Origin of the sequence: Stenotrophomonas sepilia (genome assembly GCF_003244875.1) — a bacterium.
GTDB lineage: Bacteria > Pseudomonadota > Gammaproteobacteria > Xanthomonadales > Xanthomonadaceae > Stenotrophomonas > Stenotrophomonas sepilia.
Genome location: NZ_LXXZ01000042.1, coordinates 21,661 through 34,965, shown reverse-complemented (window position 1 = coordinate 34,965; position 13,305 = coordinate 21,661). Strand labels below are relative to the sequence as shown.

Annotated in this window: 11 protein-coding genes; 1 reads left to right on the top strand and 10 read right to left on the bottom strand. The window is 69.2% G+C overall.

The features are described 5' to 3' along the window. Window positions 1-20: 20 nt before the first annotated feature. On the bottom strand, window positions 21-1,391 hold the full coding sequence (mgtE, locus tag A7X97_RS08485) for a magnesium transporter (RefSeq protein WP_111007818.1): 1,371 nt from the start codon (window positions 1,389-1,391) through the stop codon (window positions 21-23). 343 nt (window positions 1,392-1,734) lie between these two features. Between mgtE and A7X97_RS08475 the strand changes: the two genes are divergently transcribed. Further along, window positions 1,735-3,513 (top strand): monovalent cation:proton antiporter-2 (CPA2) family protein, encoded by a 1,779-nt coding sequence (locus A7X97_RS08475; protein ID WP_072168053.1) that lies wholly within the window; start codon window positions 1,735-1,737, stop codon window positions 3,511-3,513. A 110-nt stretch (window positions 3,514-3,623) separates the two neighbouring features. On the opposite strand, the gene A7X97_RS08470 is transcribed toward A7X97_RS08475, so the two are convergent. The 9 genes from A7X97_RS08470 to A7X97_RS08430 all read right to left on the bottom strand — a co-directional run bounded on the left by A7X97_RS08470 (window position 3,624) and on the right by A7X97_RS08430 (window position 13,270). Next, the gene (locus A7X97_RS08470) at window positions 3,624-6,962 is read right to left on the bottom strand and encodes an ankyrin repeat domain-containing protein (protein ID WP_072168054.1); all 3,339 of its coding nucleotides are present in this window, start codon (window positions 6,960-6,962) and stop codon (window positions 3,624-3,626) included. Beyond that, the gene (locus tag A7X97_RS08465) at window positions 6,955-7,215 is read right to left on the bottom strand and encodes a YcgL domain-containing protein (RefSeq protein WP_014648833.1); all 261 of its coding nucleotides are present in this window, start codon (window positions 7,213-7,215) and stop codon (window positions 6,955-6,957) included. Before A7X97_RS08465 ends, A7X97_RS08470 begins: the two co-directional genes overlap by 8 nt. Window positions 7,216-7,375: 160 nt before the next feature. Then, window positions 7,376-7,816, bottom strand: a complete 441-nt coding sequence (locus A7X97_RS08460) for a hypothetical protein (protein WP_005420284.1) — start codon at window positions 7,814-7,816, stop codon at window positions 7,376-7,378. Between the two features lie 59 nt (window positions 7,817-7,875). Beyond that, entirely contained in the window at window positions 7,876-9,114 is a 1,239-nt protein-coding gene (locus A7X97_RS08455; RefSeq protein ID WP_049438266.1) for a beta-ketoacyl-ACP synthase, read from the bottom strand. Further along, window positions 9,114-9,845 (bottom strand): 3-ketoacyl-ACP reductase FabG2, encoded by a 732-nt coding sequence (locus A7X97_RS08450; RefSeq protein WP_049416034.1) that lies wholly within the window; start codon window positions 9,843-9,845, stop codon window positions 9,114-9,116. The genes A7X97_RS08455 and A7X97_RS08450 overlap by 1 nt, the downstream gene beginning before the upstream one ends. Continuing rightward, a complete protein-coding gene (locus A7X97_RS08445; protein ID WP_005420287.1) occupies window positions 9,842-10,297 on the bottom strand; it encodes a hotdog family protein in 456 nt (151 codons plus the stop codon). The genes A7X97_RS08450 and A7X97_RS08445 overlap by 4 nt, the downstream gene beginning before the upstream one ends. After that, window positions 10,294-11,478: a beta-ketoacyl-ACP synthase gene (locus tag A7X97_RS08440; RefSeq protein ID WP_061480631.1), complete on the bottom strand. Its 1,185-nt coding sequence runs from the start codon at window positions 11,476-11,478 to the stop codon at window positions 10,294-10,296. The genes A7X97_RS08445 and A7X97_RS08440 overlap by 4 nt, the downstream gene beginning before the upstream one ends. Beyond that, window positions 11,475-12,032 (bottom strand): DUF3261 domain-containing protein, encoded by a 558-nt coding sequence (locus A7X97_RS08435; protein WP_065177844.1) that lies wholly within the window; start codon window positions 12,030-12,032, stop codon window positions 11,475-11,477. Before A7X97_RS08435 ends, A7X97_RS08440 begins: the two co-directional genes overlap by 4 nt. Continuing rightward, entirely contained in the window at window positions 12,020-13,270 is a 1,251-nt protein-coding gene (locus A7X97_RS08430) for an NAD(P)/FAD-dependent oxidoreductase (RefSeq protein WP_065177843.1), read from the bottom strand. Before A7X97_RS08430 ends, A7X97_RS08435 begins: the two co-directional genes overlap by 13 nt. Window positions 13,271-13,305: the final 35 nt, after the last annotated feature.

The window sequence follows — 13,305 nt, the reverse complement described above, 5'->3', positions numbered from 1 at the left end:
CCCTCCGTCCCCTTTTTCTGTTACAGCAGCGTGCCGTGCAGGATCAGCGCGGCGATGCTGAAGTAGATCACCAGGCCGGTCACATCCACCAGGGTGGCCACGAACGGGGCCGAGGCGCTGGCCGGGTCGAAGCCGAGCCGCTTCAGGATGAAGGGCAGCATCGAGCCGGACAGCGAACCGAAGGTGACGATGCCGACCAGCGCGGCACCGATGGTGATCGCCAACAGGATCCAGTGCTCGCCGTAGTCATGCAGGCCACCCAGCTGCCAGATCACGATGCGCACGATCGCCAGGCAGCCGAGGATGGCACCCAGCACCATGCCGGTCGGGATCTCGCGGATGGCCACCTTCCACCAGTCGCGCAGGCGCAGTTCGCGCAGCGCCAGGCTGCGGATCAGCAGCGAGGTGGCCTGCGAGCCGGAATTGCCGCCCGAGCTCATGATCAACGGGATGAACAGGGTCAGCACCACCGCGCGCGCCAGTTCGTCTTCGTAGTGCTGCATCGCGCTGGCGGTCAGCATCTCGCCCAGGAACAGCACGCTCAGCCAGCCGGCGCGCTTGCGCAGCATCTCGAAGAAGCCGATCTGCATGTACGGCTTGTCCAGCGCTTCCATGCCGCCGAACTTGTGCGCGTCCTCGGTGGATTCCTCGATCAGCGCATCGAGCACGTCGTCCACGGTGACGATGCCGAGCATCTGCTGCTGCGCGTCGACCACCGGGATCGCCAGCAGGTCGTGGCGGCGGATCAGCCGCGCCACTTCTTCCTGGTCCATCAGCGCGTCCACCGTCACCGGCGGATTGACCTGGGCCACGTCCAGGATCGATTCCTCGGGCAGGCCGGTGATCAGCCGGCGCATGGTCACCACCTGCTGCAACTGCTGGGTGGCCGGCTCCAGCACGTAGATCGCGTACACCGTCTCGCGGGTACGCTCGACCTGGCGGATGTGCTGCAGGGTCTGCGCCACGGTCCAGCTGGCGGGTACCGCCACGTACTCGGTGGTCATCAGCGCGCCGGCGGTGTTCGGCGGATAGCTCAGCAGCTTCTGGATGGCCTGGCGGGCGTCGGTGCCCAGCAGCGGGATCAGCCGCGCGCGTTCTTCCTCATCCAGCTCGTGGACGATGTCGGTGGCGCGATCGTCAGCCATCAACCCGAGCAGGGCAGCGGCGCGTGCCGGCGGCAGCGCGGCCACCAGCTCACCGCTGCGGTGCAGTTCCGGCGCTTCCAGCATCTTCACTGCACGCGGCAACGGCAGCGCGGCCAGCGTTTCCGCAGCGCGGGCCAGTTCCAGTGTGTTGAGGAATTCCACCGCATCGGCGGTGTTGTAGTTCGCCAGCGGTGCGGCCAATGCGGCGGCATCGGCCACCGGGCGCAGCAATTGCTTCTGGTTCATCGGTTTTGCCTTGTGGGGGTGCGACCTCGCGCAACGCCAACGCAGGCAAACCGTCCCGATGTCAGGCGGTGGCCATCGCTGGCGTCGAACGAGGTCGACTTCTACTGTCGCTGGACATGGGTTGGGGACTCCGGAATGCGCGTGCCGGCGGTGCGCCGCCAGCGGCGGGCAGTCTGGACCCGCGGGCCATGCAGGTCAACCCGGCATCCCTGCGCCGGGCGCCGGCCGGCCGGTTGTTCTCGTGCATACACCGACCGGCGCGCATAATGGCCGGGTGGCGCTCGCCACGCTTTCCCCACCCGAACGGACGCACTGCGGGCTTCCCCGATGACCAGGTATTCCCATGCATAGCGGCGGTCTGGAACTGGCCCTGGTGCTGCTGCTGGCGGCGGTCATTGCCGTGCCGGTGTTCAAGAAGTTCGGCTTCGGCGCGGTGCTGGGCTACCTGGCGGCCGGCGTGGTGCTGGGCCCGGACGGGCTGGGCTTCGTGCAGGACGCCGACCGCATCCTCGGCGCGGCCGAGATCGGCGTGGTGATGCTGCTGTTCGTGATCGGCCTGGAGCTGTCGCCGGCACGTCTGAAGGTGATGCGGCGCTCGGTGTTCGGCGCGGGCGCGGCGCAGGTGGCGATGTCCGGGCTGGTGCTGGGCGGCCTGCTGCTGCTCGACCACTTCCAGTGGAAGAGCGCGCTGGTGGTCGGTGTTGCGCTGGCGCTGTCATCCACCGCGGTAGGCCTGCAGCTGCTGTCCGAGCACAAGGCGATCAACAGCGACCATGGCCGGCTGGGTTTTGCCATCCTGCTGTTCCAGGACCTGATCGCGATCCCGCTGCTGGCGGCCATCCCGCTGCTGGGCGGGGCGAAGAACGAGACCCTGCGCTGGGAAGACGCCGCCGTGGCCCTCGGCGCGCTGGCCGTGGTGATCCTGTGCGGGCGACCGGTGCTGCGCAAGGTGTTCAGCATCATCGCCCGCACCCGCAGCCCGGAAGTGTTCACCGCCACCGCCCTGCTGGTGGTGCTGGGCACTGCCTGGTTCATGCAGGAAGCGGGTCTCAGCCCCAGCCTGGGCGCGTTCCTGGCCGGGGTGCTGCTGTCCGATTCGGAGTTCCGGCACGAACTGGAAGCGCAGATCGAGCCGTTCAAGGGCCTGCTGCTGGGGCTGTTCTTCATCGCCGTGGGCATGGGCATCGATCTCGACCGCATCGCCGCAGAGCCGTGGCTGATCGCCGCCGGCGTGGCGATCCTGCTGGTGGTCAAGTTCAGCCTGCTGTATGTGATTGGCCGTATTGCAAAGCTCAGTCCGCGGCAGTCGCTGCTGCTGGGCAGCGTGCTGTGGCTGGGGGGCGAGTTCGCCTTCGTGGTGTTCAACGAAGCGCAGCGCGCGCACCTGCTGGGCAACGCCAATCACGATCGGCTGGTGGCGATCGTCGGCCTGTCGATGGCGATCACGCCACTGCTGATGATCGCGCTGCTCAAGCTGCTCGGCCAGGAGAAGGCTCCACCGCGCGGGACCGCCGAGGCCGACAAGGTGGCACCGGACAACCGGCCCAAGGTGCTGATCGCCGGCATGGGCCGCTTCGGCCAGGTGATCGCACGCCTGCTGACCGCACAGAAGGTGCCGTTCGTGGCGCTGGAGGCGAACCCGGACACGGTGGCCGACCTGCGCCGCTTCGGCAACCAGCTGTACTACGGCGACCCGACCCGCCCGGAGATGCTGCGTGCAGCGGGTGGCGAACACATCGATGTGTTCGTCATCACCGTGGACGACCCGGAGACCAACCTGCGCGCGGTGCGCATGGTGCGCCGGCTGTACCCGGACGCGAAGGTGCTGGCGCGTGCACGCAACCGCCAGCATGCCTGGCGACTGATGGACATGTCGGCCGAGCCGTTCCGCGAAGTGTTCGGCACCAGCCTGGAAATGAGCGGGCGCGTGCTGACTGCATTGGGCGTGGCACCGGACGTGGCCGAGCGCCATGTGCAGCGCTTCCGTGAGCATGATGAGCAGCTGCTGCGCGACCAGTACCTGGTGTACGACGACGAGGCCGCGGTGATCCAGACCTCGCGTGATGCACGCAACGACCTGATGCACCTGTTCGAAGCTGACGCGGAAAGCGACGGCGAGTAGGTGTGCTGGCCAACGGATTGCGGTAGTGCCGGCCGCTGGCCGGCAATCCCTTGATCCCGGAGATGTCATGAGGTAGCCGGCCAGCGGCCGGCACTACCCTTTTCCAGGGATCAGCCGTTGTCGCGCAGGAACCGGGCCATCGAGGAGACGCCCGGCACGCGCGGCTCGAACTCGCCAGCCACGTCGATGAAGCCGCGCATCACTGCGATCTCGCGCGGACTGCGGTTGAGGCTGTCGCGCGCTTCAGGATCGGCGCCGGCGCGCAGCAGGCGCTGCACCAGCAACGGCAGGCCATGCAGCGCGGCCAGGTGCAGCGGGCCGAAGCCGCGCGGGTCGCGTACGTCCAGGCTTACGTCCTCGTCCAGCAGGCGCTCCACTGCGGCCATCACCACCTGCTCGTCGCAGGCGGTACCCGGCTCGGCGCGCGCGCCCAGCAGCAGCAGCAGCGGCGTGACAGCACCAGCGGCGGCCTGGTCCGGTTCGGCACCGGCCAGCAGCAGGGTGTCGAGCAGGGCCAGCAGGCGCGAGCGGTCGCGGGCACTGAAACCGTACAGCGCGGCACAGTGCAGCGGACCCAGCTGCTGCGCGTCACCGGCATGCACGTCGGCACCGGCCGTGAGCAGGCGCGCGACGATGTCCGGAAGGCCCAGCGCGGAGGCCAGCATCAGCACCGTCACGCCACCCGGCAGGCGGTGTTCCAGCTTGGCGCCAGCGTCGAGCAGGGCCGAAACGATGTCCACCTGGCGCATGCTGACCGCCGCCGACAGCGGCGTCGCGCCACTGGCCGCCGCGTGCTGCGGATCGGCGCCGCGCGCCAGCAGCAGGTCGGTTACCGCCAGGTGGCCGCCACCGGCAGCACGCAGCAGCGCGGTGCAGCCCTGTGCGTCGACCGCGTCGACGGCGAAGCCCAGATCGATGAGGCGGCGCACTGCATCGACGTCACCGGCCATTGCGGCGGCCGGCAGATCGGCCTCGCGCAGGGTCCGGCGCGGCAACGGCCACACCCGCCAATCGAGCCAGTCGGCCAGATCGCGGCGACCGATCGACAGCGCCACGCCCAGCGGTGTCTGGCCGTCGGCGGCACGTGCTTCGGGCGAGGCACCATGCTGCACCAGCAGCTTAAGCGCGCCTTCGCGGGCCAATGCGGTGGCCAGGTGCAGTGCGGTCATGCCGTGGCTGTCGCGTGCCTCGCGATCAACGCCGGCCTTGAGCAGGGCCTGCTGCAGCCGCAGCCAGCCCAGGCGCACCGCCAGCGACAACGGCGGATCACCCGCCGGCGAGGCGGCGAACGGATCGGCGCCACGCTCAAGCAGTTCCAGTGCCAGCTGTTCCAGGCCACGCGCGGCCTGGTCGTGCTGTGCGCAGGCAGCAAGGAAGCGCGCCAGGCCACCGCGGCCGGCCGGCGACAGGCCACGCTGCAGCATCACCTGCAACGCCGGCACCGCATCGATGCCGCGCGACAACAGCGCGAACATCGGCGTATCGGAGCAGGCATCACGCACATAGGGATCGGCGCCGTGGCCCAGCAGCCAGTCCACCGCACGCGGTTCCAGCGCCAACTCCGGATCGAGCAGCAGCCCGCCCAGTTCCTCCGGCTGGCACAGCCTGGCCAGCGCCGCCATGCCGTCGGTATTGCCGAAGCCCAGGGCCTCGCGCAGCAGGGTCAGCGGCGGACGGTCCGGCAGCAGGCCGCTGGCACTGGCCGCTTCGCCACGATCGGCCAGGCCATCACTGACCGCGGCCGGCAACGGATAGGACGGGTCCAGCAGGGCTACGATCGCCCAGCGGCCGGCCTCGGCGGCGTAGTCCACCGCACGGCGGCCGAGCGGATCGGTGGCATCGGCCGCGATGCCCAGTTCGACCAGGCGCTTGATCAGCAGCGGCGAGACATCCTCGGCCATCGCCGCCAGCTGCACCGCATTGCGGCCTTCGCCGTCCACCGCGACCAGGTCCGGCTTGTGCGGCAGCAGGTGCTCGATCACGGCGGCACGACCGGCACGGGCCGCTTCCAGCCACGGCGTACGCCCCAGTGCGTCGCGCGCCTCCAGATTGGCGCCCGCGCCGAGCAGCACGCCGATGATCTCGACATGGCCGGCCAGGGCCGCCTCATGCAACGCACTGCGGCGCTGGCGATCGCGGGCGTCGGCCCGTGCCTTGTGCTTGAGCAGCAGCTGCACGCCCGCCGGATCATCATCCTCGGTGGCGGCGGCGGCCAGCAGCACCGGGGTGCCATCGGCCGGTTCGCAGCGTGCACCGCGTTCGAGCAGGAAGCGGGCCAGACGCCAGTTGCCCACCTGGCAGGCCACCGCCAGCGGCGACCAGCCATCACGGTTCAGCGCATCGACTTCGGCAGCGGCATCGCGCAGCAGCGCGGCCACCCCCGGGTCGGAACTGCGTGCGGCATGGTGCAGCGGGGTGTTGCCATCACTGTCGGTGGCACGCGAGTCGGCGCCGTTGGCGAGCAGGGTCATCACCGCTTCGGGGCGGCCATGCCAGCTGTCGCGGGTCGCCGCCAGCAGCGGGGTCATGCCCCGGTGCGGCGCATTCACATCGACGCCGCGGGCAATCAGTTCGCGCAGCAGGCGCAGGTCCGGCAGCACCGCGGCCAGCACCGCCAGGCTGCGCTGGTCACGCCAGTTCGGGTCCGGCAGCGCATACGGATCGGCACCGGCCTGCAGCAGCTGCAGGCCCCGGTCGATGCGGCCCTGGCGGGCGGCTTCATACAGCGCCGGTGTCAGTTCCTGCGGCGCCATCGCCTCCAGCGGCACGGTTTCGGCCGCCGCTGCGAACATCGGTTCGGGTTCAGCGCTGGACGCCGCCAACGGGCTGGAGCGCAGCGACACCAGCGGCGCAGGCGCGACCCGCTGCAGCAGCAGGTGCAGCACCGGCGACAGCAGTACGACCGCCAGTGCGGCGGGCCAGCGCGCGCTTTCCGGCAACAGGCCCGGCCAGGCCGGCAGCACCACCAGCGCGGCCAGCGCAATGACCAGCGCGGCCACGCCGAGGCCACGCCAGGCAGTCAGGTCGCGCCCCGCCAGCGCCTGCCAGTGCTGGGCCAGGCTGCCATCCAGGCGTTCGACATCGTTCCACAATGGCCAGGTGCGCCAGGCCGCCAACAGGCCGGCACTGACCAGTACGCTCAGGCCAAGCACTGCCGCCAGGCTGCCGCTGTCACGCAGTGCTGCGAGCGGCCAGGCCAGCAGCAGCGCCAGCAACAGCGGGGCGGCTGCCCACAAGGCCAGCAGCGCCGGCAGGTCCTGGCGTGCGACCACCTTCAGCGGCAGCAGCGCGCGGCTGCGGCGCCACCACGATATCGCCAACGCGAACGCGGGCTGCGCCAGTGCGGCAAGGACCGCACCCGGAACGCCGCCCACGGCGGCGCCCAGCGCCAGCACGGCGCCCGCGGCGAAGGCAATTGACAGAATGCGCGGACGGGAGGCGTCAGTCATAGTGGCGCGGCATCAGGCTGGCCACCGACGGCGGCACCTGCAGGTAGAACCCGCGCTCGCTCATTTCGCTGCGGACCTTTTCCGGGTCAGCCTGTGCCAGGCGGCGCTGGGCATCCAGGGCCACCTCCAGCACGAAGGCGAGCGTCCCCAGCGAGGTGAGCAGCGGCGCGGGCAGCGCGCTGAAATCATCGCGTCGGGGAACGTAGACGTAGGTGTCCGGCTTGAGTTGGCTTTTATAGACGTAGGCGTGCATGTCCGCGGGACGATAACCCGGGAAGAGCCATGATTGTGTCGGAAAGCCGACACCGGGGAAAGCCGTCAGCCGACGATGGCGGCGCGATCGGCGGCGTTTCGCCTGCGGGGTTCAGCAATGTGGCGGCGACGTTCAGGCTGCGCCGCCGCCACACGGGCGCTTACTTGACCTTGGCGTAGGTGCCCTTCAGCGCGACACCCGCGAGGATGGCACCGGCGTAGCACTCGTAGTTGGTGCTGCTCTTGAACTCGTTCTTCTTGTAATAGCTGACGATGTCGACCACGGCGTTGGCGCCGCGCGACTTGGCACCGTCCTGCAGCGCGCGCAGTGCCGACAGCGCAACCCAGCGGCAGGCCTCGGCATCGCTCTTGTTGGCGGCGTTGGTCTTCTTGTTGGTCACGTCTTCGCCCAGGCGCTGCTGCACGCTGACCGGCTGGCCGGCCAGATAGAAGCGCACGCTGCCGTCGATGCCGGCGTCCTTGGCGGCCTGCGAATTGACCAGTTCCTGCAGGGACTGTTCGACACGCGTGTCGCGGGCGGAAGCGGTGGAAGTCAGGGCCAGCAGCGCGGTAGCCGTGGCGATCATGAGAGTGCGGCGCATCGGAACATCTCCTTGTCGAGGGTGCGGGGGTAACGGGAACGGTATGTTGGCGCAGTGGATCACTCGCTCCAGCGGCGGAACACCAGCGAGGTGTTGATGCCGCCGAAGGCGAAGTTGTTGCTCATCACGTACTCGGCCTGCAGTTCGCGGCCCTGCCCGGTGATGAAGTCGAGCTGGCCACAGCGCGGGTCGACCTCGGCCAGGTTCAGGGTGGGCGCGAACCAGCCGGCACGCATCATCTGGATGCTCACCCAGGCCTCGAACGCGCCACAGGCACCCAGCATGTGGCCGACGTAGCTCTTCAGCGAGCTGATCGGCACGCGGCTGCCGAACACCTGTGCGGTGGCCTGGGTCTCGGCGATGTCGCCGTGGTCGGTGGCGGTGCCATGGGCGTTGACGTAGTCGATCTGCGCCGCGTCCAGGCCGGCGTCCTCCAATGCCAGGCGCATGGCCTGGGCCATGGTGTCGGCACTGGGCTGGGTGACGTGCTGGCCATCGCTGTTGGTGCCGTAGCCGACCACCTCGGCAAGGATGGTGGCGCCGCGCGCCTGCGCGTGTTCCAGGTCTTCCAGGATCAGCGTGCAGGCGCCCTCGCCCAGCACCAGGCCATCGCGGCCGGCATCGAACGGGCGAGGCGTGGTCTGCGGCGCGTCATTGCGCACGCTGGTGGCGAACAGCGTGTCGAACACCGCTGCAGCGGTGGCATCGAGCTGCTCGGCACCGCCGGCCACCATCACCGTCTGCTTGCCGCTGCGGATGGCTTCATAGGCCGCGCCCACACCCTGGCTGCCCGACGTGCAGGCGCTGGAGGTGGTGTACACGCGCCCGGACAGGCCGAAGAACACGCCGATGTTGACCGGCGCGGTGTGGCTCATCATCTTCAGGTAGGTGGTGGCGCTGATGCCATCCGTGGTGAATTCGTTGAGCATGCGCCCGAATTCGCCGGTGGCCTCGTGGCTGCCGGACGAGGAGCCATAGGCCACCCCGGTACGGCCACTGCGCAGCACCGGATGCTCATGCAGGCCGGCCTCGCGCAGCGCCACCTCGGTGGCGCGCACCGACATGATCGCGACCTTGCCCATCGAGCGGGTGGTCTTGCGGTTGTAGTTCGGCGGCAGCTCGAAGTCCTGCGCCGGCGCGGCCAGCTTGGTGTTCAGCCCGGCATAGACATCCCACTCGGGCATCGCACGCACCGCGTTGCGGCAGCTGCGCAGGTGTGCCTCGATGGTCGGCCAGTCGTGGCCGAGTGGACTGATGGCGGCGGCGCCGGTGACCACCACGCGACGATCGGCGGCCATCAGAGCATGCCTCCGTTCACCGAGATCACCTGCCGGGTGATGTAGCCGGCCGGTTCGGACAGCAGGAACGCCACGGTAGCCGCCACTTCGTCTGGGCGGCCAACGCGGCCGGCGGGAATCAGCTTGAGCGCGTGTTCAACCACTTCGTCGTTGAGCATTTCGGTCTCGATCAGGCCCGGGGCCACGCAGTTGACGGTGATCTGGCGGCTGGCCAGTTCCAGCGCCAGGGCCTTGGTGGCGCCGATGATGCCGGCCTTGGCGGCACTGTAGTTGACCTGCCCGCGGTTGCCGGCCAGTCCGGAGACCGACGACAGGGTGACGATGCGGCCCGGCTTGCGCCGCCGCACCATCGGCATGATCAGCGGATGCAGCACGTTGTAGAAGCCATCCAGGTTGGTGTGGATGACCTGGTCCCAATCGTCCGCTGACAGCGCCGGGAAGGCGCCATCGCGGGCGATGCCGGCATTGCAGACCACGCCGTAGTACGCGCCGTGCGCTTCGACATCGGCCTCCAGGGCGGCCCGCGCAGACGCGCGGTCGGCCACGTCGAACACCAGCACGCGGGCCTGCTGGCCCAGTGCCTGGATCTCGGCGACCACCGCCTGTGCTTCATCCACGCGGCTGCGGCAATGCACCACCACGTCGAAGCCATCGCGCGCGATGCGCAGCGCGATGGCCCGGCCGATGCCCCGGCTGGCGCCGGTCACCAGCACGCTTCGATTCCCTGTCATGCCTGTCCACTCTCCAGATAGGCCATCGCGTCGGCCGGTTCGAACACCGAGACGTTGGCTGTCGCCCATTCTTCCTCGCCTGCCAGGATGCGGCAGGCGAACATCCCCAATCCATTGTCACCCAACAGCTCGCAGCGCGCCTGCACGCGCAGCCGCGAACCGCTGGGGAAGCTGCTGCGCGCGCTGCTGTAGCGGCGGCTGCCGAGCAGGAAGCCCAGCTGCGGTGGCCTGCCGGCCGCACGCGCGCGGCAACCGGCCCAGGCCGCGATGGCCTGCGCCATGTACTCGATGCCGACCCATGCCGGCACCTGGTCATCCTCGACGAACAGGCCGGCCTCGGGCACCACCAGTTCGGCCTCGATGGCGTCCTGGTCCCATTGCGTGATGCGCTCCAGCAGGCACATGTCCTGGCGGTGCGGCACCACGTCTTCGATCGCGTACAACGTGTTCATCGACGCTCCAGTGCCAGCACGGCATTGCTGCCGCCGAAGGCGAACGAATTGCTCAGCACCCGCCGCGGCGGCTGCGCAAGGCGCGTGCCCGGTGCGACCAGCGGCAGCACCGGCAGTGCCGGGTCGGCCACGCCGTCCCACCAGTGCGGCGGCAGCAGCTGCTGCGGGTTCTCGGCCAGCACGATCCAGCACAGCGCCGCCTCGATGGCACCCGAGGCACCCAGCGTGTGGCCGGTCAACGGCTTGGTCGAACTGGCCGGCACGTGGCTGCCCAGCACCTGCGACACGGCCAGGCTTTCCATCGCATCGTTGTGGCCGGTCGCGGTCCCATGCAGGTTCACATAGTCCACTTCTCCGGCGGCCCAGCCAGCACGCTGCAGCGCCTGCTGCAGGGCATCGATGGCGCCCAGGCCCTGCGGGTCAGGGGCGGACATGTGGTGGGCGTCGGCCGACTCGCCCCACCCCGCCAGGCATACCGGGCCGGGTTCGCGGGTGAGCAGGAACAGCGCGGCGCCTTCGCCGATGTTGATACCGGTACGATGCTGCGAGAACGGATTGCAGCGTTGGGCCGAGACCGATTCCAGCGCGCTGAAGCCGGCCACGGTGAAGCGGCACAGCGAATCGGCGCCACCGGCGATCACCGCATCGACGATGCCGGCGCGCAGCATGCGTGCAGCCGACATCAGCGCCTTGGCACTGGACGAGCAGGCAGTGGACAGGGTCCATGCCGGCCCCTGTGCGCCACTGCGCTGGCGCACGAACTGCGCGGCGGTGCCCATTTCCTGCTGGGCGTAGTCAAAGCCCTGCGGCCACTGGCCCTGTTCGGCATGGCTGCGCAATGCCTGCTCGGATTCACCAATGCCCGAGGTGCTGGTGCCCAGCACCACCGCCACGCGCTCGGCGCCATGGCGGGCGATCGCCGCGGCCACTGCCGGCGCGATCTGAGCCAATGCCACGTCCAGCAGGGCATTGTTTCGCCCGCGCAGGGCCACCGGCAGATCATCCAGCGCCGGCAGCGGCGTGCGTACTTCTCCCAGCGCCAGGGTGCGCCCCGGCAACAGGCTGTCGTTGTCGCTGAGCCCGCCCGGCGCGTCGGCGAACAGTGCCGACGTCACTGCGGCGCGGCCAGCGCCGAGTGCACAGACCACACCCAGGTCGTTCAGGTAGATCGGTGCGCTCATCGGTCCGGCCCGGCCATGTCGATCGATTCGATGCGCAGCGCATAGCCTTCGGCGCGGTTGTCCAGCTGCACGCTGCCATCGTCCAGCCGCTGCAGGTGCAGCCACACGGTGCCCTCACGCGACAGGCTGCGCTGATGGCCATCATCACTGACCTGCCAGCCCGCCGGCAGCACGGCGGCAATGGCCGCGGTCGGCCACAGCGCGAACTGCAGGTCATCCAGCACGCGCTCGGCGCGCACCTGCGGTGGCAGCCATGGCGCGCGCTGCTGGGTCAGCTGCTGGCCGTCCCATTGCAGGCGCACGCCGGTCTGGCCCATCGCCTGCACGGCCAGCTGCACCTGCTGAGCGTCGGCTTCCAGCAGCGCGTCGAGATCGCGCTCATGCGTGCCGAAGCGGAAATGCAGCTGCTGCTGCAGCGCCAGCGGCGCCGGCAGGCTGGCTGGCGCCAGGCGCAGCGGCGGCAGTTCCACCTGCGGTTTCGGCATGCGGCCGGCACAGGCGGCCAGCAGCAGGCACAGCAGCAGGGCCGCAGTACGGAAGATCAGGCGCTGCACAATTCCTCCAGCACGCGCATGCGGCGACCACTTTCATCGGCCACATACGGATTCTTGGTGTCCCAGGCGTAACCGGCCAGGATGGAGCTGATCATGTCGCGCACTTCGGGCTGCTGCTGCGGGTGGTAGATGATCTTCTGGAAGCCGCCCTGGTACCAGCTTTCGACGAAGCGGCGGAAGGTCTTCACGCCCGCGCGCAGCGGGATCGAGAACTCGGCCTCCCAGTCCACGGCCTGGCCGGCATAGCGGCGCTTGAGGCATTCACTGGCGAGCTGCGCGGACTTGAAGGCAATGGTCACGCCGGAGGAGAACACCGGATCGAGGAACTCGCCGGCGTTGCCCAGCAACGCGTAGCCGGGCCCCCACAGCGAACTGACGTTGGCCGAATAGCCGGTGATCCGGCGCACCGGCAGCACCGCCCATTCGGCGTTGGCCAGCAGGCGGGTCAGGTTGGGGTCCTCGCCGACGATGGCCTGCAGCTTCTGCAGGTCGTCACCCTCGTAGCGCTCGAAGAACGACGGCTCGGCGACCACGCCCAGCGAACAGCAGCCATTGGAGAACGGGATCGTCCAGTACCAGACGTCGATGTGCTCGGGGTGGGTGGTGATCAGGATCTTGTTGCGATCGAAGTCCGCTTCGGCCGGAATGTTGTCGCGCACGTGGCAGAAGATCGCGCCGCGCACCGGGAAGTTGGACGGCGACTCCAGCTGCAGCAGCCGCGGCAGCAGCCGCGCGAAGCCGGAGGCATCGAGGATGAAATCGGCCTCGATGCGGTATTCACTGCCGTCCGGGCGACGTACCGTCACCGCCGGTTGCTCGCCCGGCTCGACCGCAAGCACTTCGTCGCCGAAGCGCAGCGTGGTGCCCATGCGCTCGGCGCCGCGTGCCAGCACGTTGTCGAAGTCGGCGCGCTGCACCTGGTAGGTGGTGCCCCAACCCGGCGAGAACTTCTTCCTGAAATCGAACGCCGTACGCGCTTCGCCGTGCACGAAGGCGGCACCGTTCTTGTACTGGAAGCCCGCCTCGACCACGTCCTGCAGCAGGCCGGCCGCCTCGATGTACTCCATGCTCTGCGGCAGCAGGCTTTCGCCGATGGAGAAGCGCGGGAACTGCTGGCGCTCCAGCATCAGGACCTGGCGGCCCTGCTGGCGCAGCATCGCCGCGGCCACGGAACCGGCCGGGCCGGCGCCGATGATCAGGATTTCAGTGCGTTCGACAGCATCCACAGCAGTGTTCATCGGTGCGTCCTTGTTGCTCGATCAAATGGAAAGAA